Origin of the sequence: Mammaliicoccus sp. Dog046 (assembly GCF_034039665.1) — a bacterium.
Classification (GTDB): domain Bacteria; phylum Bacillota; class Bacilli; order Staphylococcales; family Staphylococcaceae; genus Mammaliicoccus.
Genome location: NZ_CP120131.1, coordinates 2066610 through 2090298 on the forward strand (window position 1 = coordinate 2066610; position 23689 = coordinate 2090298).

The following is a 23689-nucleotide window of genomic DNA, read 5'->3' on the forward strand; positions in this document are numbered from 1 at the left end:
AGCACAAAAAGCATAAGCTTTTTGTGCTGTAGTTATTTTATTATATTGTTAGTTCTAATGGTGTCGTCGTAAATCCAAGTCCAAGTGAGCCTTCGCCTAAATGCGTACCAATTACAGGACCAAAGTAGCTCAATATCACATTTGCTTCAGGAAATAGTTGCTCAATTTGTGCTTTCCAAGCTTGACCTGCCGCTTCATCATTACCATGAATGACTACAATAGATAAATCTGAATTACCTTCAACTTCAAGTTTCACTTGTTCTTCGATATGTTTCATCGCTCTTTTTTTGGTTCTTACTTTATCGTAAGGTACAATTTTCGTATCAACAAAATGCAACAACGGTTTCACTTGTAACATTGTTCCTACAAGTGCTTGGGCACTGCTAAGTCGCCCACCTTTTTTCAAGTTGTTTAAATCATCAACAATAAAATAAGCATTCGTTGTTTCTTTCATTGCTTCTAATTGTTCTAATATGTTGTCGACAACTGTCATACCTTGTTCTACAAGCTGACTCGCTTTCAAAGCATAGAACCCTTGAACGGCACATGATATTTCTGAATCAAAAGGATGTACTTTAATACCATCAACCATGGCATTAGCAGTAACTGCACTTTGATATGTCCCACTTATACCACTAGATAGATGCACAGCTATGACATCTGTATAGCCTTCTTCTTTCAACTCTTCTAGCAACTTCACATATTCACCCATAGCAGGTTGAGAAGTCGTAGGCAACTGTGACTCATTTCTCATTCTTTTATAGAAATCATCTGTATTTAAATCAGATAATTCTTTATACGCTTCATCATTAAAAATAACATTTAAAGCAATTGTTTTAATTTGATATTTTTCTAAATAAGATTGATCTAAGTATGCTGTTGAATCTGTTAGAACAGCAATCTTCATATTGATATCCTCCTTGAATCTCTTCAATATCAATCATATCTAATTCTTACTTATTTGAAAAGAAGTTTATAAATTAAATTGCAGCTTGTGCCATTCTAGAAAATTTATAATTTCCATCTTTCTTTACAAGTGTAACTACTTCATTAAATTTCTTTTCTTCTTTTTTATCATTATTCTTAGGATAAGCTGTCGTTTTTACATTATAAAAGACAACTACTTTGTCTTTTTTCTTTTCAAGGAATTTTATATTATCAATCTTTTTATCGAATTTATAACTTTTTAAAGTATCCGTTAAAACTTTTTTCTCTTCTTTAATATCTAATTGTTTTGACTGACTATCAATAGTAGAAATATATGCATCTACGTCTCCATCATTTAATGACTTACGATTCAATTCAATGACATCTTTGACTTCTTTTTCAGTATTTGAATCCACTTTAATTGTTTCTTTCGGGTTCCCTTTATCATCCAATAACACACCCTGCTCATTATTTGCATCGTCTGATGTTTGTTTAGGTTCTTCTTTAGAACTACATGCGGCTAATAAAATAGCTAGGGATAAACATAAAAACAATAATTTTTTCTTCACTACATACAATCCTTTCCCGACTAAATTCAATAGTATATACTTATCCTAACAGATTATCATGTAAAGGGAGAAGTTATAACATGTCAGAAGGACTTATTACAATAAAATCAGCACATGAAACTGAATTGGTTATTAATAAATCTCGATTTATTGCAAGCATTCATCCAGCAGAAACTGAAGAAGAAGCGAAAGCATTCATTCAACATAAGAAAAAGGAACATCATGACGCAACACATAACTGTTCGAGTTATGTCATTGGTCCAACTATGTTGACTCAAAAAGCAAACGATGATGGAGAACCTTCAGGAACTGCCGGCGTACCTATGTTAGAAGTATTAAAAAAACAACAACTTCATAATGTTGTTGTCGTTGTCACACGTTATTTTGGTGGGATTAAATTAGGTGCTGGTGGTTTAATAAGAGCATACGGTAGTGCCGTTAGCCAAGTCGTTAAAGAATCAGGAAGAATTATATTGATGGATGCAATTCCATTCGAAGTGACATTAGATTACGATCAAACAGGTCGTTTTGAACACGAATTAGAACAAACAGATTATGCACTCGTAAACACAGATTATACAGATAAAGTTAAATATACAATCAACGTCGTTGCAGCTGAAGAAGATCAATTTATCTCCTTCTTAAATGAAGTCAATCAAGGAAAATACGAATTAAATAGACAAGACATCATCGCCCTTCCATTTCCTTATAATGAAGAATAAATAGATAATATAAATCCCCTTTCTAAATTAGAAAGGGGATTATTATTAAATGTTATTTTATATCCAATTCTTTCTTTAGAGCACTTTGTAATATTTGACTAAAGTTAATTTTTTCTTTTTTACCAAGCTCAACGAGATATTTTGGTAGAGTCACCATCTTGTTGACAGTTTTATTTTCCTCTTTAGCACGCACAATAGAAGTATCAACACTGATTAATTGTAATTGTTGATTTGTACTTAATCCACCAACTAAATTTGTAAAGCTCGAAGGTTTAGGAATAATATCGTTATCATCTTCCATTACCAATAAATGACCACCTAATGCATCGCTTGCCATTTCAATTCCTTCTTCTATACTTTCTCCAAAAGTAATTGCTCCTGGAAGATCTGGAAAATTGACATTATAAAATTCTTTTTCTTTTTCTTTTTCTAATACTGCATAGAAATTATACTTCATAACAATAACCTCCTTTCTAATTGATCAATTTTTAAAATATGAACAAAAATACTAATGGAATAATCCTGCTTGTTTTAAAATAGCGCGTTCAGTTCCATATGGTAAATCTTTTTTTTGATGTGGGTCAGTTATTTTCCCAATTCGTTCAGGATGCTTGAAGTGATGATGACTACCAATTATTTTCACTAGATACCAACCATCATTTTCAAGTTTTTTTATAACTTCTCTAGATGAGCTCAACTTGATTTATCTCCTCGCCTCATTATAACATATGTTTAAACATACGTTATAATGAGGCGATTAAAATTTTTAAGCAAAAACCATATGAAAAAATAGACTAATTATCCTTGATACTACATCCAGAATAATTAGTCTATTTATAGAGATTAGACATCTAATTAATTTATCGTTTTTCTTTTTTATATCTCGTTCTCGTTAATAAATTTAAGATAGGTCTATAATTTTCATTTATTAACCCTGTAAATTCTACTATCAATTCTATTGTAATGAGTATCATTAAGAACATCATCAACACACCATATGGTGGTGATAAGTATAAGATAACACTTGAAATACTAAATAAAATTGCAATCATATAAATAAGTATGACCGTCTGTCTATGTGTATACCCTAAATCCAACAACCTATGATGTAAATGGGATTTATCTGCTTGTACAATTGATTGTCGGTTATGTAACCTTCTAATGATTGCAAATAACATATCAATAAATGGTACAGCTAATATAACCATTGGGAAGAATAAAGAAATCAATGTAATATTCTTAAACCCTAGCAATGATAATACCCCTATAATATACCCTAGTAATAATGCGCCACTGTCACCTAGGAATATTTTTGCTGGGTGTGAATTAAACACTAAGAATCCTAATAAAGAACCTATCAGTACACTACAAATCATCATTATAAATATATTTTGTTGTAAAATCGCAATAAAACCTATCGTAACTAATGCGATACAAGATATACCTGACGCAAGACCGTCTAGTCCATCAATGAGATTAATTGCATTCATAACCGCAACTACCCAAATAATTGTCATCGGTATACTAAAAATGCCAAATTCAATCACAATACCAAATGGCAATGTAATAAAATCAAGCGTGACACCATTCATGACAACAATGATTGATACAGCTATTTGCCCAGCCAACTTAATTAATGGTTTCATATCATATAAGTCATCGACCAAGCCTATTAAATAAATAACAATCGCACCTAATATAATAGGTATCGTTTCATGCTCTACAGGTTTTCCCCACCATAAACCGATGAGAAAAGATAATAAAATAACTGATCCGCCTAATACTGATATCGGCTTAGTATGTACTTTTCTGACATTTGGCATATCAACAGCACCAATTTTTTTCGAAAGTACAATTACTAGCGGAGTAAGTATTAAACTTACAATCATGGATAATAAAATTAATTGCAACGTAAACATGGATTCACCTTCATCTTAAAATTGAAGTATAAGTATTTTATATTACTTTCAGAATATCAAAATTATCAATAACATGCTATAAAAACAATAGTATACCATATATTTCTATACGAATAATTCAATTATGTATATTGTGCGCAATTCAAGCGCGTGAAAAAAGAAACTTTTTTAACAAAATATCCTTTAATACCGTGACAAACGCTATCTAATAGATTACAATATCATATGGCTTACAAAAAGAAGGATGGTGTTAAATGATACAAGCAATTATCTTTAATATTTCAGTAACTATTGCAGCATTTTACCTATACCATCGAATACAATATAACGAAACAAGAACTGTGACTTTTTCACAAAATTATATCACTTTATTAATGACAGGCGTTGCATTGTTATTAATTTCTAACCCAATACAGTATAACGACTATATTATTACACTTAGTTTTATACCTATACTCTTCTTGGGGAGATTTACAAATTTATTTTATACTTTATTAAGTGTAGCTATAGTCATACTTGTAGATATATTCGCATACGGAACACCGTTTCTCGACAATATTCACTTAATCATTATTGCAATTGTTGTTGGTGTCATCGGTCCATTTCTTAAACAAAGCGATTTCGTTAGTATTCAGTTATTATATTTAATCAGTATCATTATTATCGCCATAACACTGATATTTACCAATCCAGATACATGGTTAAATGAATGGTTGTTTCTTGTACCTATTTCCTTTATCCTAAGTATTATAAGCGCAAGTGTTTATAGAGATATTTGGATAATGAAGAACTTAATTTCTCGCTATCAGAAAGAAGAGTCTGTTGATTATTTAACTGGTTTAGGCAATGTTAAAGAATTCGATCGTTATTTAAATAAAACGACTGAAGAAATCACAGAAAAAGAATTGTCTATGGCATTACTGTTAATAGATATTGATGGATTTAAAGATGTGAACGACGCATACTCACATAAAGCTGGTGATGCTGTCCTTAAACAAATGTCACAGTTGTTGATTAATTACTTACCTAAAGATGTTAAAGCATTCCGTAACGGCGGTGAGGAATTCTCAATTATATTAGTTGATGAATCGTTGGATAGTGCAATTAAATTAGCTGAAAGTATCCGTGATAGCGTTCAACAATCTACATTCCATTTGCCAAATAAAGAAACGATTAAATTATCAGTTTCTATTGGTGTAGGTTACTTAAGTGAACAAGATAATAAATCAAAACGTCGCGTGTTTAAAGATGCTGACGATATGTTACATGAGGCTAAATTACAAGGACAGAACAAAGTAATGTTCAATCCAATTATTAAGTTATAAACTGAACATAGAATTGCCAAAAGCAATTCTATGTTTTTTGTTGAATGTTTTTTAACATCACAATATACATAAATTTTATTTAAATGGGAGGTTATTATGGAAGAGTTACAAGACTTCACGATTATAGATGAAAACAAAATCATCGATGTTGTTATGACCGCTGGGCGAATCTTACTAGAGAGTGGTGCCGAAACATATAGAGTGGAAGATACAATGGCAAGGATTGCGACTAGTTATGGCTTAGAACATACGCATAGCTTTGTAACCTCAACTGCTATAATATTCTCACTCAACGATCGTACAAATACAAGATTGATTAGAATAGATGAACGTACAACAGATTTAGAAAAAATTTCATTAACAAATCAAATTTCGAGAAAAATCGCTAATAATGAATTATCCATTGATGAAGCAAAATCCGAATTAATTCATTTACACCATGCATCATTGCAGTTTCCCTTTTGGTTAAAGGTACTTGCAGCTGCGATTGCTTCAGCTTGTTTTCTACCAATGTTCGGTGGTAAAGAAACTGAAGTTATCCCATCGTTTATTGCTGGTGGAACTGGATATTTAACGATGGCACTTGTCCATAATACAATTCGTATTAAATTCTTTACCGAATTTATTAGTTCATTAATTATTGCAACCATCGCAACCTTAAGTGTCAATTTCTTTATAGGCGTTAATTTAAGTTTAATTACAATCGCATCCGTTATGCCACTTGTTCCAGGTGTATTAATTACGAATGCCATTAGAGATTTAATGGCTGGTCAACTACTAGCCGGGATTTCTAAAGGGGTTGAAGCGGCGTTAACCGCTTTTGCTATTGGTGCTGGCGTAGCGATTGTATTGTTATTAAGTTAGGGAGGTGCTTAAAATGTTAGATTATATTTATCAAATTTTATTAAGTTTTACAGCAACATTATTTTTCTCTGTCATTTTCAATGCACCTAAACGACTATTAATCGCATGCGGTATTGTTGGTGCTATGGGATGGATGATTTATACCGTGTCATTAGATTTTGGAATAGATAAAGTACAAGCTTCATTTTATGGCAGTATCGCTCTTGCATTGATGAGCCATATTATGAGCCGTTATTATAAACGACCTATGATTATTTTTATCGTTGCAGGTATCATTCCACTTGTACCTGGTGGCTTAGCTTATGATGCAACTAAAAATTTAGTAATCAGTAATTATGACTTAGCAATCAACACAACGTTACAAGCTACATTAATTTCAGGTGCGATCGCATTTGGTATATTATGTTCAGAAATTATATTCCAAATTTACGTTCGTACAAAGCGTTCCTTTGCGTCTAGGAAACAAAAAGGCGTATAATATACCTAAATTGATGTAAAGGGAGCGAGCAATTTTGAAACAACGTCTCATTGAACGATTAGAAAGATATGTAAAAATAGATACACAAGCTGATCCAACAAGCTTAACTACCCCATCTACTGAAAAACAATGGGATTTAATCAACTTACTTCAAGAAGAAATCCAAGCATTAAACCTTGAAGTGTCTGTCGATGATAAAGGATATTTAATGGCAACATTACCTTCTAACACAGACAAGCAAGTTCCAACAATAGGCTTATTAGCACATGTTGATACTGCAACTGATTACAATGCTACAAATGTGAAACCTAATATTGTAGAGTCATATGATGGAAAAGATATTAAACTTGGCGATACTGAGAAAGTGCTTAGTACTAAAACATTTCCACAACTAAAAAATGTCATTGGTCATACTTTAATGACAACTGATGGTACATCATTATTAGGCGCAGACGATAAAGCCGGCATTGTTGAAATAATGGAAGCAATCATTTATTTACAAGAACATCCTGAAATTAAACATGGTGATATTAGATTTAGTTTCACTCCAGATGAAGAAATTGGTAGAGGTCCACATCACTTTGATGTTGAACGATTTAATGCTGATTTTGCTTATACATTAGACGGAAGTCTAGAAGGAGAATTACAATACGAAAGTTTCAATGCCGCTTCAGCAGTTATTGAAATTAATGGTGTCAACGTTCACCCAGGATCAGCTAAAGACGTTATGGTTAATGCAAACACATTAGCAATGGCATTTAATGATCAATTACCTTCTGATGAAGTCCCTGAACACACTGAAGGTTATGAAGGTTTCTACCACTTAACTGACATGTCAGGATCTGTAGAAAAAGCAAAATTGCAATATATCATTCGTGATCACGATAGAGAGCAATTTGAACGTAGAAAAAATCATCTACTCGATCTTGCAAAATTATTAAATAGTCAGTATGAAGACGACTTAATTAAAGTTACGATTAATGATCAATACTTTAATATGGGGGAAAAAATTAAACCACATCCTGAACTTACAGCAATACCAGAGAAAGTTATTCAATCATTAGGAATCAAACCTATCACTGAACCAATTAGAGGTGGTACAGATGGTTCTCAATTATCATATATGGGCTTACCTACTCCAAACCTATTTACAGGTGGTGCAAACTTCCACGGTCCGTTTGAATACGTTTCAATAGACGTTATGGAAAAAGCAGTACAAACAATAGTAGGCATCGTATCAGAATTTGAACAACAATCATAAGTTATAGACTAGATGAGGCTGAGACATTTTATTATGTCCCAGCCTCTCTTTTTATTTGAGTAGATTAATTTTGGCATTAAGTGATTATTTTGTCTGAGTCGTAGATTAACTTCTCCGTTAAGCGACGACTTCGCCTATCTCGTAGATTAACTTTCTCATTAAGCGACGACTTCACTCATCTTGTAGATTAACTTTCTCGTTAAGCGACGACTTCACTCATCTTGTAGATTAACTCTCTCATTAAGCGACGACTTCACTCATCTTGTAGATTAACTTTCTCGTTAAGCGACGACTTCACTCATCTTGTAGATTAACTCTCTCATTAAGCGACGACTTCTCCCTTCTAGTGAGTTAACTCCTCAGTTAATCCAAGACTTCTCCCTTCTAGTGAGTTAACTCCTCAGTTAATCCAAGACTTCACCCATGTCGTGAGTTAACTCCTTAGTTAATCCAAGAGTTGGCCCTTGTCATGTGTTAACTCCACAATAGATCCATCACATTTCCTCGATCTCTATCTCCCTTTCATTTTCCGAACATACTATTTTCACAATTATTCCACCAAAATTAAATCTCTAAAAAAGATGTAAATTTACTCATAATTCCGTTTTTAGCTATATACTTTCATTTTGTTTAAGCGTATAAGTATATATATGATTTTGTTATCCTCTGATTTTAAAAAGTATTATATCTTTAACAAAAAAATAAATGGGTGGTTGTAAATGATATTTTCACAAGCTAAGAGATTATTAATTGGTAAGCCAAAGAAAAATAAAGAGCTTCAAAATGAAAAGATTAGTAACAAAAAAGCTCTAGCTATTCTTTCGTCAGATGCATTGTCTTCTGTTGCATATGGTCCTGAACAAATTCTAATTGTTTTATCGGTACTAGGTGCTGTTGCTGCTTGGTATACTTTGCCTTTAACGTTGTTTATATTGATACTGCTCATTACGTTAGTATTATCTTATAGACAAGTGATTTACGCTTACCCTCAAGGTGGCGGCGCTTATACAGTTTCAAAATTTAATCTAGGAGAAAAATGGTCTTTATTGGCCGGTGGTTCTTTACTGGTAGATTATATATTAACTGTTGCTGTAAGTATTTCTTCTGGGACTGATGCATTTATTGCGGCATTTCCAAATTTATATGATCAGCGTATCTTGATTGCTTGTTCTTTAGTCATCGTTATATTAATTCTGAACTTACGTGGATTAACTGAATCAGCAACAGTGTTGTCATATCCTGTGTATTTATTTATATTCGGATTAATCGCACTCATTCTCGTGGGTATATGGAAAGTTGCTACTGGTCAAGTTGAGCCTCAACAGACATCTGCTATTGGCACTTCTGTACCAGGTGTCACGATTTTCCTATTGCTCAAAGCGTTTTCTTCTGGTGCATCATCTTTAACTGGGATAGAAGCAATATCAAATGCTGTTAATAACTTTAAAGATCCAGCACCTAAAAATGCTGTTAAGACATTAGTAATGATGGGAAGTATTTTAACATTCATGCTCATTGGTATGGTTACGTTAACGTATTATTATGGCATCATGCCACAAACAGAAACAACTGTCTTATCTCAACTGGCTAAACAAATATTTGGTGATAACATTGCCTTTTATTTCATACAAGGTGTCACAGTTTTAATACTCGTCCTAGCTGCAAACACTGGATTCACTGCTTTTCCGTTATTAGCTGCTAATATGGCGAAAGATAAATACATGCCTCATATGTTTACAGTACGTGGTGATAGACTCGGATATTCAAATTCTATTATTATACTTGCTGTATTCGCAATATTATTAATTATAGGGTTTAATGGTAAAACTGAAAACTTAGTTCCGTTATATGCTGTTGGTGTATTTATCCCATTTACATTAGCCCAACTTGGTATGATGTTAAAATGGATTCGAGAAAGACCTACGCATTGGCGTAAAAAATTATTTATTAATACACTAGGTACAGTATTAAGCTTCACTGTGTTTTCAATATTATTAATTACTAAATTAGGTCATGTATGGCCAATCTTAGTATTCTTACCTATCGTCGTGTTTATATTTATAGCGATTCGCAAACATTACATTACCATCGCTAAACAACTAAATGTCGACAATATAGAAAACGAACCTGTCGTTAAAAGTAAAAACTTAGCGATTATTCCTATAAGTAGTATTACTAAAGCTGTCGACAAATCGATATCATATGCAAAAATAACTGCCGATGATATTATTGTTGTCCATGTGGCGGTTGGTGATACTAATGTGCAACAATTGCAAAAGAAATGGAAGACGTTATATCCTGAAATTCGTTTAGTTGTAATACATTCAGAATACAGAAATGTGATTAAAACAATTACGCGATTTATTGATAAAATTAATCATAAACCTGCTTATAAGGATTATTTATTAACCGTCATCATACCTCAATTTATTACAAATAAAAGATGGCACAATCTCCTTCATAATCAGACAAGCTTTATGTTAAAAGTTCATTTGTTCTATCGAAAAAACATCGTACTTTCAACTATCCCTTATAAATTAAAAAGATAAATTAAAAAGATAAATTAAAAAGATAAATTAAAAAGATAAATTAAAAAGATAAATTAAAAAGATAAATTAAAATTGGCCCGAACTTCAATGAAGTCCGGGCCAATTCTTTTATAATGATGTTTTTAATAATCTCAATGCTTGCGTTGTTAAATGTCTTAAGGCAATACCCATTTCTAAATCACTCATAGTATCTTGACCTTTGTTAAACACTTTAAACATTGCTGTCACGTCATGATCAATATATTGATCGAATTTCTCATCTGTCGCACATACAGCGATGTTAATTTTTTGATGTTTTTGACTTAATTCCGCAATTCTGACTGAAGTTGTTTCTAGTAATTGTTGATTAGGTTTTAATCCTTCACCAAATACAACTAAATCTGCTTGCTCAATCAATTTATCTAAATAAGTCAATTCGTTAACAACGTCTCCACCTGTTAACAATTGTGCTTTCCATAATCCATTAAATAATGCCGCGATGCCACTACCCGCACCGCCTCTATCTTCCTTATTTAATAGTAACTTATGTTGACTCTTAAATAATTCACTAATATACCATAATGCATTATCAACAGAAACAGCATCTTCTTGATTGATTTGATTAAGTTCTTTCTCTTTCATTACACGACTATTTTTACCATAATATTTAGATTCAAAATCTGTAATGACTTTAATATTTTTATCTAGAAGTCTTTTGTCTAAATCATCTAAATCGATCATTCTCACGTATTTAATCCATTTTGCACCTTGGCTCACATCTACTAATGCACCTTCTGCATCAAAGAATTTCGCACCTAACGCTTGTAACATGCCTAGTCCACCATCATAACTTGCTACATTACCAACTGAAATAAGTATTTCTTGATTATTCTCTTTTAATACTTCTAAAAGAACTTCACCTAATCCATATGACGATGTATTCAATGGATTTATTTCAGATTCATCAGAACTTAATATATTTCCTGCCTCTACGACAGTGATATTATTTTCAGTAACTGCATATGCAGAAGTCTTCGGTTTCATATATGCATCATGGTGGTCGACTGAATATTTAGTGCCTGACTGCCAAAGCAATACTGAGTCGATGACTTCACGTTGTCCGTTAAATAAAGGAACTTGAACAATATCCGCTTCATTAAATTGAGACTTGATTGCTTCTTCGACAAATCGATTTGCATGGTAACTAGATAAAATACTATCAAATTCATCCATTGCAACTAATACTCTCATAATTTTCACCTCATGCTTTTTATCATAATTCATTATACTGTTTTTTTAACAAATTAACAAAAAAACAAACAGTCTCAATTGACTGTTTGCCTATTTCACGTATTACTCTTCTGCTTTCGATAAACTTGCCACAGTGATATGTTCGTGACTCGCATTCCATTCAGCATTCCCATTTATGAAGTAAAACGCCTGTGGTGATTCATGTTTGACGCCGGTTTTGTCGGCTATATAATCAGACAATTCTCTTTCTTCTTGAACAATTAAATAATACCCGTCCATGTCTCTTTCATATAAGAATTTGTTAAATTGATCATATGCACTTGCTGAAATAGGGCAAGTACTGCTGTGTTTCATAACAAATACGTATGGATTATCATTGAGTACTTTTTCAAATTGATCGATGGAAGTTAATTTCACGACCATTTTAATTCACCTCTATCATAATTTAACCAATACAATTGAACACTATATCATCTATCCCTTTATATGGCAAATTCTATTTTTATATTTAACTTTACCCTTATTCTGCAATATTAACCACAACGCTATTTTGTTATACTATTGATATACAAAGGAGGTGCTAACTTTGTCTAAAAAACCAACACCCATTCTCATCAAAAGGTGGGGTGCAATTGATACGATTAATGCATGTTTATTTATTATTTCTATTCTGTTTTTATTCGATTTTAAAAAACAACCTGCATTATCGTATATTTTAATTGTGGCATTTTCAATTTGGATTATCTCGCTTATTGGTAAGAACATTTACTTATCAAAGACAAAAAAAGAAGACAAGCAATGATTCACACATTATGAGGCTGAGACATAAAGTAATGTCTCAGCCCTTTTTAGTATCTTGGTAGTAGATGACTGTCCCGCTCCCGTTTTTATTTTTCTAGTCTCTCAATAGCACGATTATATTTATCATCTTTACCTAAATATGTGAATTGTCCGTTTACACCATTGGGTAATTGAATATTTTGTAGCTTATCTTCTATGATAATGCCTTTTTTTCTTTCTTTGTAATAATTAATCAATGTATAATACATTTCTATTTGAGACTGTCTCATTTGATTTACTCTATTTGATGAGATATTCGTTTGGTTCAGCGATTTCACATTCTTTTTAAATAATGGAATGATTTCATTTTGAATGTAATCTGCTTTATCTTGCACATTTTGTGTGTCGTTTAAATACTTTGCTTTATTATTTAACTCATCACTATTTTTATCAATAACAGCAGTTAATGCATCATAATCCGCCTTATCTTCATTACTATTCTTAGCAAGTTTTGCATTTTTTTCTGCGTCTGATTTATTTTTTTCAAATGTGTTTGTATATTTTAATATCTTCTCATTTGAGTTAATAGATTGCTTAAACAAGGAAATATATTCATTAAGTTCCTTGATTGTTTGTTCTTTCTTCTGGATGTTATTCATATAAATTTGATGCGCATCTTTAACTTCATTTGTACTTATATCCATATTGTCAGCTTGTTTTTTCAGATCATTCACTTCAGGTATTATTTGCTTTTCAAGCTTAGATTGAAGGTCATTTAACGCTTTATGCTTTTCAGCCGTAACTTCAGTTCCAATCAATTGATCTAATTGATTTAACTTTAACTTATCTATATCTTTAAGAATTGAATTTTCTTTTTTATAAATTGGCTTCATATCTCGTTTATACTTCTGAAGATCTGAATGTAATTCATTACCACAAGCTGCAATAACAAAGACAAGTACGAACAGTACTAAATAGAGTAATTTAATTTTCATTATTGCACCTCTGTTTCACTTGTATTATACATAATTTCATGGATAATGAAAATGTTATATTATATTCATATATGTACAAAGGAAAGGAATTATTATGTTAAAACAGCCACAACCTTTTATACAATTACAATCATCTGATGATTTTAAACCAAATTTCGATAGGATTCAACAATTATTAGTAGATTTATTAGATACACCCGTGAAAGATGTACATCACATAGGTGGCACGAAACAAACACGTTATGCTACTGAACCGATTGTAGATGTTCTCGTTACCGTTCAATCACTGCATGACATTACGAGCTTAGATGAAAAACGTCTCAACTATCATCGTATTTATCGTCTTCACCATGATTATAAGAAAAAAGTCATGATGGCTCAATTTCAAGATATGGTTACTTTAAAACAAATTGCGCGTTTGCATATTGTTGAAGAAAATAATCAAATGTTATATGATTATTTAACTGTAGACACACTTTTGACAAATGATATAGCAGTAATTCAATCATTTGATACGTTTAAAACTGACATTTTACAAACTGTTCAAAGTGTCAATGAATACGAAAATCAAAAGCAACAGTGGTTTCTACAACTTTTAAAAAATCATAAAAAATAACGCATTCGCTAAAGAATATAAATCTTGATATAATATAGTTAAGTGCTTAAACAGAAAGGACGTCGTACGTTGGATAATCAAACTATTTTGGAGGGTTTAAAACAGTTCCTCCCAAAGTCACTCATTAAAGTAAACGAGCCATTAAAGAAATACACATTCACTAAAACCGGCGGGAACGCAGATTTTTACTTATCACCTACTTCTTATAAAGAAGTACAAATGATCATAGATTTTGCATATACAAATCAAATACCATTAACATTTCTAGGTAATGGTTCTAATATTATCATTCGCGATGGTGGTATTAGAGGCATTGTAATTAGTTTATTGCAATTCAATCAAATTACAGTTAAGAATCAATCCATCACTTGTGGCAGTGGTGCTGCAATCATCGATGTTTCAAGAAGAGCACGTGACCATCATTTAACTGGATTAGAATTTGCATGTGGTATCCCAGGCTCTATTGGTGGCGCAGTATATATGAATGCTGGCGCATACGGTGGCGAAGTTAAAGACTGTATCGATTATATTAAGGCAGTCGATGATACTGGTCATTTACACACAATCAAAGGTGAAGATTTAGAACTCGATTATCGTACTAGTATCGTTCAACGCAAACATTTAGTTGTGTTAGAAGCGACATTTAAACTAAAAGATGGCGATATTCATACGATCAAAGCGACAATGGATGATTTAACTCAACGCCGTGAAGATAAACAACCACTTGAATATCCATCATGTGGTAGTGTATTCCAAAGACCACCAAACAACTTTGCTGGTAAACTTATTCAAGACTCAGATTTACAAGGCCATAGAATCGGTGGCGTTGAAGTATCTAAAAAACATGCCGGATTTATCGTGAATGTAGATAATGGTACTGCTACAGATTATGAGAATATTATTAAACACGTACAAAAAGTTGTAAAAGAAAAATTCGATGTCGAACTTAAAAGAGAAGTTCGTATCATTGGTGAACCGTTAGAAGATTAAATAGTTTAATTTAAATTAAAAACCACCGTTTACTCATCATAAGATTATCTTGATGAATAGACGGTGGTTTTTTTGGTTATTTTAACCCTTTAGCTACTTCGTCGATTTGTTTTTCTGTTGTTCTAACGCCACCTGAAGCTAAATACCATAATTCAGGATCAACGTTGATCACTTTTTGATTTTTAATTGCGTTAACATCTTTTATAACATCATTTGATAATGCTTTATTTGAACTTTCCTTACCACCTATTGCTTTACCTCTATCCATTGCATAGATAATGTCAGGATTTTTCTTAGTTATATATTCATAACTAATCGGTTGACCATGTCTACTTGCTTTAATGTTGTCATCACTTGTTTTAACACCAAGCACGTCATATATTAAGCTTCCGAATCTTGCACCTGGACCATATGTAGATAACTCGCCTTCGTTCACTAATAAGTACATTGCTTTGTCATCTGATTTTTCAGCTTTATCTTGTGTTGATTTAACTTTTTTATCTAAATCTGCATTTAATGATTTCGCTTTAGATTCTTTATCAAAAATCTTACCTAAATTCGTTGTATTCGTTTTAACTGATTTTAATAGTTTTTTATCATCTGCACCAATATATAAGCGTGCTGCATCTGGTGCTGCTTTTTTCAATTCATCTTGTACTTTCGTTCCTGAAGTACGACCAGAGAATAAAATTAAATCTGGTTGAATTTCAGCGATTTTTTCATAATTCACTTCTTTAAGTGACCCTGTATTGACAACTTCATCACCTTTGAAAGCTTTTAAGAATGCTGGAAGAGTGGCATTACCTTCCCCTTTAGGTACACCTTTAACAGCATCTTTAGCACCCAATGCTTCAACCGTATCTAAAGCACCGTAGTCTAATACAACGACTTTCTTAGGATTCACTGGAACAGTAACTTTTTCATCAACTGTTTTAGCGTCGCTCTCATCTTGTTTCTCACCACGTGCTTGATATTTCGATTGTATCTCAACAGTTTTCGACTCGTTTTTAGTATCATTTTTTGATGTTTTTTCTTCTTTGTTGCTAGAATTATTTCCACATGCAATTAATACAACTGACAATAATGTAATTAATATAAAACTAAATGCTTTTTTCATTTTCTGGATTCTCCTTCTAAATAAATGATTTGAAATGTGTCCAAAATGCCTTTCTGCCCATTTAAAATCGAGCATCACTCCTTTCAATTTTTGTTGAACGCGCGTATTACATTGCTAAGGACTGAATTTTGTCTACTTCAACATAATCATTATCGAAATACACACAAATACGTTGTCCATTAATTTCTTGTATTTTAATGTCTAAATCATAAATTTCACTTAAAGTCGGTTCATTGATGACTTCATTTTTACTACCTTCAATTTCAACTTTTCCTTCTTTAATTGCGATAATTCTATCTGAATAACAAGAAGCAAAGTTAATATCATGTATCACGATTACAATCGTTTTATTCATCTCTTTAACGAGTCTTTTTAAGATTTTCATTATTTGAACAGAATGCTTCATATCTAAGTTGTTCAAAGGTTCGTCTAATAATATATAATCGGTATCTTGCGCAATTGTCATCGCAATATAAGCTCTCTGCCTTTGACCACCAGATAATTCTCCTAAATATTTATGTTGTATCTCCGTTAAACCTAAATATGATAGGGCTCTATCAATCATGATTCGGTCTTCTTTTTTTAGTTTTCCTTTTGAATATGGAAATCTTCCGAAACTAACAAGTTGTCGAACTGAAATTTTTAAATCTGTATGATTCGTTTGTTTTAATATCGCCAATTTTTTAGCAAGATCATTACTTCTCATTGATGCGATATCTTCGTTATCAATTTTAATACGGCCTTGATCCTTTTCAATTAAACGACTGATCATAGCTAACACCGTACTTTTTCCAGCACCGTTTGGACCAATTAGTGACGTAATCTCACCTTTATTAATATTTATATCTACATCATCTACGACTTTATTTTGATGATATGCTTTTGATAATCCTTCGACTTTAATCATGCTACTTTTCTCCCCTTCAAAATTAAGAATATAAAGTAAATGCCACCTATGAAGTTAATCATGATACTAATTTCCGTATTGCCATCAAATATGTATTCAACAACCCATTGTCCTAAAAATAAACTCATCCAACTTATAAGTATTGCTGCTGGCAAAATATATTTATGTTCAAATTGTTTCATAAATTCATGTGCTAAATTCACGACGAGTAATCCTAGAAATGTAATCGGCCCAACTAATGCAGTTGATATCGTAACGAGTAATGCAACCATCACCATCAACCATCTCGTTACACGAATATAATTTACACCTAAATTAATCGCGTGGTCTCTACCTAAAGATAAGACATCCAAGTATGGTCGAATTTTAAATGCAATGACAATCATGACGATAAGTGCGACACCTGACATCATAAGTAATTTCTCGTTTATCGCACTAAAACTTGCGAACATTGCACTTTGTATAGATAAGAATTCTTCTGGATCAATCATCATTTCTATAAAACTAGATAAACTTGAGAAGAATGTTCCAAATACAATACCAAGTAATAATATGAAAAAGACATTTTGATCTTTCGATTTAAATAGTATTTGGAATAGGAATAAACTAAAGAGAATCATTCCGACAAGTGTAATGACAAAATTCAAATGATCATTTAATACAACGACTGATGTTGATCCAAAGAAAAATATTAAAGATGTTTTAATAAACATATAAACCGCATCTAAACCAATGATGGACGGCGTTAATATTCTATTGTTTGTTATCGTTTGGAAAATCACTGTCGAAACAGCAATACTACTTCCGACCAACAACATTGCAATTGCTTTTCTCAAGCGTCCTGTCAATTGGTACTCTAATATCGCAGGATTAATATTATAAAATAAATACAATAATATAATGAGTATTGTTACCACTGATAAAAGGATTAATTTATGCTTTGAATTTAATTTATTGAGCATTTCTCTTACGTCCTTTCATCAACATTACTATGAAAATAAAACTACCGATGACGCCAATTGTTAAACCAATTGTAATTTCATATGGAAAGACAATTAATCTACCAAAAACATCACAAATCATAACAAATAATGCACCAAATATAGCAGTATGCGGTAATGCATTCTTCAGATGATCACCACGAAACATTGAAATTAAGTTTGGAATAATCAAACCTAAGAAAGGCATCATACCAACTGTCACAACGACTAAAGCGGTAATAACTGACGCGATTACTAATCCAATATTTACTATCTTTTGATAATTTAAACCTAAATTCAAACTGAAGTCTTTCCCCATACCTGCGATTGTAAATTGATTTGCAAATATAAATGCGAGTACCAGTAATGGAATACTGATATATAGAATTTCATATCGACCACTAGTAATAATCGAAAAATTCCCTTGCATAAAGTTACCTATACTTTGTACAGCATTCGTTCTCAACGCAATAAATGATGAAAAACTAGAAACGATATTACCTAACATTATCCCTACTAGTGGTATGAATATGACATCTTTGAATTGAATCCTTTTTAGAATTTGCATAAATAGCAATGTACCTAAAAGACTCAATACCGTAGCAAATAATAACTTCAATAATATATTCGCTTCCGGAAAGGCAATAAGTGCGATGAGAATACCTAATCTCGCCCAATCCATAGTTCCAGCCGTAGTTGGTGAAACAAACTTATTACGTGTCAATTGTTGCATAATCAATCCACAAATCGCTAATGAACTACCAGAAATAATGATACTAACCGTTCTAGGAATTCTACTCGAAAATAGGATATTTTTTTCTTCATCAGATAAATTAAATATATGTAAAGGTTGAACCTCAGAAACACCTATAAAAATTGAGAAGAATGTTGTAATTACTAATAAAACAATTAAAACATCTAAACGCATTAATACTTTTCCCATTTAACACCCTTCTTCTCTCATTGATAATGATTATCATTATCTCCATTGTAATGAAGAATAAAATGAATTGCAACGCTAATTTTCAAAAAATTAAGCTATTTATGTATAATATTGCGAAATCTTTATATTTACGAATTATAAAGATGGATAATAGCTGTTGAGGTAATTGCACGTTTACTATATCTTGCAAATATGGATATCCTTATTTGCACTTTTGCCTTAATATGCTAATAATGGCACTCTTATTTGCACTTTCACCTCAATATGCTAATAACGGCACTCTTATTTGCACTTTCACCTCAATATGCTAATAACGGCACTCTTATTTGCACTTTCACCTTAATCTGCTAATAACAACACCACCTATTCCTCACACAAAACAAAAAAACCAAACTTCATAAAGTTTGGTTTGTTCAACGTTGCATTCTCATTTATTAATTTCCAAGCTACTATTTTACATTCACATTCTTGTTTGGCATTGTATGTTGGTCTCGTGCTGTAACATGACTTGTAATGTTATACTTACCAGCATCTTTGAAATCATATTTCAAAGTATATTCACCATTTTTATTATTTTTAGCTGTCTTCATTTCTGAATGGTCTTTATCTCCATTTTTAACAATTTCGAATTTTACTTCACTCGCATCTTTGACCTTTTCATCACCTAAAGTTACTGCCACTGATAATTCTGATGTTTCTCCTTTTTTAGCTTCTGAAGGGACTTTCAAGTCTGCTTTTAATGCTTGAGGTTTATCAGAAGATTTGTGATCTGAATGCTGCTTTTCCGAATTATTTCCACATGCTACAAGTACACTGATTACCAATATTATTAAAATACCAGGTAGCCATCTCTTCATATTAAAACCTGCCTTTCTTTATGTATTAATTTCATTATAAACAAAAATTTATGTGTAAAGTGATTAAATATTGAATAATATGTTAACTTTTATTATTTATCTTCTGCTTCATTTGAAAAAAATAAAAAAACAGCATCCGCGGATGCTGTTTTTTTATTTATTAATTACCGAATTCAAAGTCTTCGTCTTTTAATGCTTCTACATTTAAGGCGATTACGTAGCCATCACCTTTTACACTAAAGAAGTCATGGTTTTTAGTACTTGTATTTAACGCGTTCTCAATAATTGGGTTAAATGCTTTTTCTTCATAATATGCTTCGAACCCTAAGTTAGCTAATGCTTTATTGGCATTATATGTCACGTAATTCATGACATCGTTTGTTAAGTCTAATTCATCATAAAGTGATTTTGTATATTCGTATTCATTTTTATATAGTAGATCAAGCATGCGATACATTTCTCTATCTGCTTTTACTTGTTCATCTTGTGTCATTTCATTTCTTAAACTTTGTGCATCTAATCCTGTAAACACACCGTGAATAGATTCATCAAGTAATATTTTACGTATAATCTCACCTGATGTTGTCATTCTACCTTGTCCTGCAAGGTATAAAGGATAATAGAATCCAGAATAGAATAAGAAAGTTTCTAAGAATACACTTGATACTCTCGCCATATATTGATCATATATAGATGCTTCTTTACCCCATAATTTATGATAATTATTAACGATCATATCTGATTTATATTTTAAATGTGGTTCTTCTACTACCCACTCATCTAATAATTCATTTGTTTCACTTGATGGTAATAATGTCGTAAATATATGTGAATAACTTTTCGCATGTATTTGTTCCATCATACCCATAAATGAATATACTGCTTTTTTACGTAAATCTTTAGTGTGTAACATAATTAAAGGCATACCATCATCTGCTTGATGCGTATCTAGGCCTGTTAATCCTGCTAATGCTTTTTTAAATGCATTTCTTTCAGGTTCTGTTAATGTTTCCCAACTTGCTATATCTTTAGACACTTTAAATTCTGACTCTACCCACATTTGTGAAATATTTTGACGCCAGAACATATTCGTCATATCTTCTTGTGTATTCCAATTTACTGCCTTCATGTTAGTTCTCCTATCTTATTAAAATGATTAAATTGCGCAACTTGTACATTCTTCAACACTTAATAGTTTGTTACGTGTATAGTAAAGTGATTTTAATCCTTTATGATGTGCATATACATATAATCTAGAAAGTTCACGTGTAGAAATTTCTGAATTAACATATAAAATTGTAGAAATACCTTGGTCTACATGCTCTTGAATTGTTGCGATTAAATCAATTAATTTCATTTGATCAGTGTTGAACGCTGATTTATAGAACCACATTGTTTCTGGTGACAAGAATGGCATTGGATAGAATGTTTCAGCATTACCATATGTTCTTCTTTCAATTTGATCAACGATAGGCATTACTGAACTTGTTGCATTTTGTACGTATGAAATACTTTGTGTTGGTGCAATTGCAAGACGATAAGCATGATATAAACCATTCTCTTTAACCGCTTCTGCAAGTGCTTTCCAATCTTCTGCTGTAGGTATATCCATACCTTCAAACAGTTCAGCAACATTATCAAATTGTGGTTTGATATCTGCTTGTGTGTATTTTTCAAAGTATTTACCTGATGCATAATCAGACTGTTCAAAATCAACATAAGTTTCTTTTCTTTCTTTAGCGATTTCCATTGAACGCTCAATTGAATAATAATTCATTGTCATAAAGAATACATTTGCGAAGTCTTTCGCTTGTTCTGATTCATAGCCAATTTTATTTTTCGCTAAGTAACCATGTAAGTTCATAACACCTAAACCTACTGAATGTAGTTCATTATTTGCTTTTCTCACGCCTGGCGCATTTTTAATTTCTGTATCATCAGAAACAACTGTTAATGCATCCATACCGATGTGAACAGAATCTCTAAATTTCTTAGATTCCATAACATTTACAATATTTAATGAACCTAAATTACAAGAAATATCGCGTTTAATTTCGTCTTCTGTACCGTAATCATTAATAATAGATGTCTCTTGTAATTGGAAAATTTCAGTACATAAGTTACTCATTTTAATTTGACCGATATTTGAGTTTGGATGTACTTTATTTGCATTGTCTTTAAACATTAAGTACGGATATCCTGATTGTAATTGTGTTTGTGCAATTGTATTCAGCATATCACGTGCATCTTTTGCTTTTTTAATGACATTAGGATTCGCAACTAATTCATCATAGTACTCATCAAGATTGATATCGTCTAAAGTTACGCCATATTCACGTTCAACCGTATGTGGTGCAAACATGTAGAAGTCTTTACCCTCTTTAGCTAAATCAAAGAATTTAGAAGGTACGATTAATCCTGTAGAAATCGTTGAAAGTCTAATATCTTCATCTGCGTTTACTTTTTTAGTATCTAAGAATTCTAATACATCATAATGGAAGATGTTTAAATATACTGCACCAGCACCTGGTCTTTGTCCAAGTTGGTCTGCATAACTAAAGCCACCTTCTAGTGATTTAGCAACAGGAAGTACACCTTTAGCTACACCTTTAATGCCTTTAATTGCTTCGCCACGTGCACGCAATTTAGATAAGTTAATTGCTACTCCGCCACCGATTTTACTTAATTGTTTCGCAGTAGAGTCAATGAAGTTAATTGAGTTTAAGCTATCATCTACTTCTAATAGGAAACAACTTACTAATTCACCACGTCTCGCTCTACCAGCATTTAAGAATGTTGGTGTTGCTGGTTGGATACGCTGTTCGATCATACCTTCAACAAATTGTTTCGCTTGTTCAACATTACCTTTAGCTAAATAAAGCGATACGATAATAACATGTTCTTTATATGTTTCTAGATATTCAGATTTATCGTTCGTTTTTAACGCATAATCTTTGAAGAATTTACTTGCAGACATGTAGCTTGCAAATTGAAAAGGAATAGTCTCAGCAAATTGATGAATTTCTGTTAGTGATTCTTCACTATATTCTTTAAATAAATCATAATAGAAATCTTGATCTACTAAATGATGTAAACGTTCAATTGGATCATTAAATTGAATCGTTTTTTCATTAATTTCTTCTAAATACACTGCTAATGCTTCTTGGTCTTTCTCAATATCAAAAAAGCCATCTTCTCTTCTTTTTGTTACTTGGTTATTTAATTCTATATGATTTTGCTTCTGTTTGTTTATCATCTTCATCGAGCGTAACCACCTTTTCTCTAAATTCGTTTGCTATATCTTGATTACCATGTAATTCAAACTTCATCAATAAAGGGACCTGATACTTATTCGCGATTTCTTCACTAGCTTTCGCAAAATTCTGTCCCCAATTTCTATTTCCACTTCCAGCTACTGCACGTAAATATGGATGGTTGATATCCAGGAAATCTTGTACAGTATCAGGAATTTGACCAAAACCTATTGTACCTGTAACCAATATAAATGGTTCTTGTACTTCTTGTGTTTTATTAACTTCAGTGAGTGCCATCGTATTAGACAATTCAGCTCTCTGTATAAATCGTCTTACATTCCCCGTTAATGAGTAATAAATGATTTTCATAAAACTTCACCTACCATATGTACATACTTAATCGCAA

General features: G+C 32.0%; 25 protein-coding genes. 9 read left to right on the top strand and 16 right to left on the bottom strand.

Annotated elements, in window-relative coordinates:
* Positions 1–40: 40 nt before the first annotated feature.
* Positions 41–907, bottom strand: coding sequence for a fatty acid kinase binding subunit FakB1 (fakB1, locus tag P3U32_RS10280; protein WP_323703044.1), 867 nt, complete (start codon positions 905–907; stop codon positions 41–43).
* Between the two features lie 73 nt (positions 908–980).
* Positions 981–1496, bottom strand: coding sequence for a hypothetical protein (locus P3U32_RS10285; protein WP_323703045.1), 516 nt, complete (start codon positions 1494–1496; stop codon positions 981–983).
* An 80-nt stretch (positions 1497–1576) separates the two neighbouring features.
* Between P3U32_RS10285 and P3U32_RS10290 the strand changes: the two genes are divergently transcribed.
* Positions 1577–2218 (top strand): YigZ family protein, encoded by a 642-nt coding sequence (locus P3U32_RS10290; protein WP_323703046.1) that lies wholly within the window; start codon positions 1577–1579, stop codon positions 2216–2218.
* A 52-nt stretch (positions 2219–2270) separates the two neighbouring features.
* Here the strand turns inward: P3U32_RS10290 and P3U32_RS10295 are convergent, their stop codons facing one another.
* The 3 genes from P3U32_RS10295 to P3U32_RS10305 all read right to left on the bottom strand — a co-directional run bounded on the left by P3U32_RS10295 (position 2271) and on the right by P3U32_RS10305 (position 4137).
* Positions 2271–2675: a type II toxin-antitoxin system HicB family antitoxin gene (locus P3U32_RS10295; RefSeq protein WP_323703047.1), complete on the bottom strand. Its 405-nt coding sequence runs from the start codon at positions 2673–2675 to the stop codon at positions 2271–2273.
* Positions 2676–2726: 51 nt separating this feature from the next.
* Positions 2727–2915 (bottom strand): type II toxin-antitoxin system HicA family toxin, encoded by a 189-nt coding sequence (locus P3U32_RS10300; protein ID WP_323703048.1) that lies wholly within the window; start codon positions 2913–2915, stop codon positions 2727–2729.
* A gap of 163 nt (positions 2916–3078) precedes the next feature.
* Positions 3079–4137, bottom strand: coding sequence for a glycosyltransferase family 4 protein (locus P3U32_RS10305; protein WP_323703049.1), 1059 nt, complete (start codon positions 4135–4137; stop codon positions 3079–3081).
* A gap of 254 nt (positions 4138–4391) precedes the next feature.
* Between P3U32_RS10305 and gdpS the strand changes: the two genes are divergently transcribed.
* From gdpS to P3U32_RS10330, 5 genes are all read left to right on the top strand, one after another.
* Entirely contained in the window at positions 4392–5462 is a 1071-nt protein-coding gene (gene gdpS, locus P3U32_RS10310) for a GGDEF domain-containing protein GdpS (protein ID WP_323703050.1), read from the top strand.
* Positions 5463–5558: 96 nt separating this feature from the next.
* The gene (locus P3U32_RS10315; RefSeq protein ID WP_323703051.1) at positions 5559–6326 is read left to right on the top strand and encodes a threonine/serine exporter family protein; all 768 of its coding nucleotides are present in this window, start codon (positions 5559–5561) and stop codon (positions 6324–6326) included.
* A 13-nt stretch (positions 6327–6339) separates the two neighbouring features.
* Positions 6340–6804: a threonine/serine exporter family protein gene (locus P3U32_RS10320; RefSeq protein ID WP_323703052.1), complete on the top strand. Its 465-nt coding sequence runs from the start codon at positions 6340–6342 to the stop codon at positions 6802–6804.
* A gap of 34 nt (positions 6805–6838) precedes the next feature.
* A complete protein-coding gene (gene pepT / locus P3U32_RS10325) occupies positions 6839–8065 on the top strand; it encodes a peptidase T (protein ID WP_323703053.1) in 1227 nt (408 codons plus the stop codon).
* A 722-nt stretch (positions 8066–8787) separates the two neighbouring features.
* Positions 8788–10614, top strand: a complete 1827-nt coding sequence (locus tag P3U32_RS10330) for an APC family permease (RefSeq protein WP_323704877.1) — start codon at positions 8788–8790, stop codon at positions 10612–10614.
* Positions 10615–10722: 108 nt separating this feature from the next.
* On the opposite strand, the gene P3U32_RS10335 is transcribed toward P3U32_RS10330, so the two are convergent.
* Both P3U32_RS10335 and ytxJ read right to left on the bottom strand, forming a co-directional pair.
* The gene (locus P3U32_RS10335) at positions 10723–11844 is read right to left on the bottom strand and encodes a glycerate kinase (RefSeq protein WP_323703054.1); all 1122 of its coding nucleotides are present in this window, start codon (positions 11842–11844) and stop codon (positions 10723–10725) included.
* A gap of 102 nt (positions 11845–11946) precedes the next feature.
* Positions 11947–12267 (bottom strand): bacillithiol system redox-active protein YtxJ, encoded by a 321-nt coding sequence (gene ytxJ, locus P3U32_RS10340; protein ID WP_323703055.1) that lies wholly within the window; start codon positions 12265–12267, stop codon positions 11947–11949.
* 163 nt (positions 12268–12430) lie between these two features.
* Between ytxJ and P3U32_RS10345 the strand changes: the two genes are divergently transcribed.
* Positions 12431–12646 carry a hypothetical protein gene (locus P3U32_RS10345; protein WP_323703056.1) on the top strand — a complete coding sequence of 72 codons (216 nt, stop codon included), beginning with the start codon at positions 12431–12433 and terminating at the stop codon, positions 12644–12646.
* An 85-nt stretch (positions 12647–12731) separates the two neighbouring features.
* On the opposite strand, the gene P3U32_RS10350 is transcribed toward P3U32_RS10345, so the two are convergent.
* Positions 12732–13619, bottom strand: coding sequence for an EMYY motif lipoprotein (locus tag P3U32_RS10350; protein ID WP_323703057.1), 888 nt, complete (start codon positions 13617–13619; stop codon positions 12732–12734).
* Between the two features lie 94 nt (positions 13620–13713).
* On the opposite strand from P3U32_RS10350, the gene P3U32_RS10355 reads away from it, so the two are divergent.
* Positions 13714–14235: a GrpB family protein gene (locus P3U32_RS10355; RefSeq protein ID WP_323703058.1), complete on the top strand. Its 522-nt coding sequence runs from the start codon at positions 13714–13716 to the stop codon at positions 14233–14235.
* Positions 14236–14304: 69 nt separating this feature from the next.
* A complete protein-coding gene (gene murB / locus P3U32_RS10360; protein WP_323703059.1) occupies positions 14305–15225 on the top strand; it encodes a UDP-N-acetylmuramate dehydrogenase in 921 nt (306 codons plus the stop codon).
* A gap of 76 nt (positions 15226–15301) precedes the next feature.
* Here the strand turns inward: murB and P3U32_RS10365 are convergent, their stop codons facing one another.
* The 8 genes from P3U32_RS10365 to nrdI all read right to left on the bottom strand — a co-directional run bounded on the left by P3U32_RS10365 (position 15302) and on the right by nrdI (position 23652).
* A complete protein-coding gene (locus P3U32_RS10365; protein WP_323703060.1) occupies positions 15302–16342 on the bottom strand; it encodes a ferrated catecholamine ABC transporter substrate-binding lipoprotein SstD in 1041 nt (346 codons plus the stop codon).
* Between the two features lie 106 nt (positions 16343–16448).
* Positions 16449–17249, bottom strand: coding sequence for an iron ABC transporter ATP-binding protein (locus tag P3U32_RS10370; RefSeq protein WP_323703062.1), 801 nt, complete (start codon positions 17247–17249; stop codon positions 16449–16451).
* On the bottom strand, positions 17246–18211 hold the full coding sequence (locus tag P3U32_RS10375) for an iron chelate uptake ABC transporter family permease subunit (protein WP_323703063.1): 966 nt from the start codon (positions 18209–18211) through the stop codon (positions 17246–17248). Before P3U32_RS10375 ends, P3U32_RS10370 begins: the two co-directional genes overlap by 4 nt.
* Positions 18201–19172, bottom strand: a complete 972-nt coding sequence (locus P3U32_RS10380; RefSeq protein WP_323703064.1) for an ABC transporter permease — start codon at positions 19170–19172, stop codon at positions 18201–18203. Before P3U32_RS10380 ends, P3U32_RS10375 begins: the two co-directional genes overlap by 11 nt.
* Before the next feature lie 449 nt (positions 19173–19621).
* Positions 19622–20029, bottom strand: coding sequence for a FixH family protein (locus P3U32_RS10385; protein ID WP_323703065.1), 408 nt, complete (start codon positions 20027–20029; stop codon positions 19622–19624).
* Positions 20030–20189: 160 nt separating this feature from the next.
* Positions 20190–21158 (bottom strand): class 1b ribonucleoside-diphosphate reductase subunit beta, encoded by a 969-nt coding sequence (gene nrdF, locus P3U32_RS10390; protein ID WP_323703066.1) that lies wholly within the window; start codon positions 21156–21158, stop codon positions 20190–20192.
* A gap of 27 nt (positions 21159–21185) precedes the next feature.
* A complete protein-coding gene (gene nrdE, locus P3U32_RS10395) occupies positions 21186–23291 on the bottom strand; it encodes a class 1b ribonucleoside-diphosphate reductase subunit alpha (RefSeq protein ID WP_323703067.1) in 2106 nt (701 codons plus the stop codon).
* Positions 23245–23652, bottom strand: a complete 408-nt coding sequence (gene nrdI / locus P3U32_RS10400; RefSeq protein WP_323703068.1) for a class Ib ribonucleoside-diphosphate reductase assembly flavoprotein NrdI — start codon at positions 23650–23652, stop codon at positions 23245–23247. The genes nrdE and nrdI overlap by 47 nt, the downstream gene beginning before the upstream one ends.
* Positions 23653–23689 lie beyond the last annotated feature (37 nt).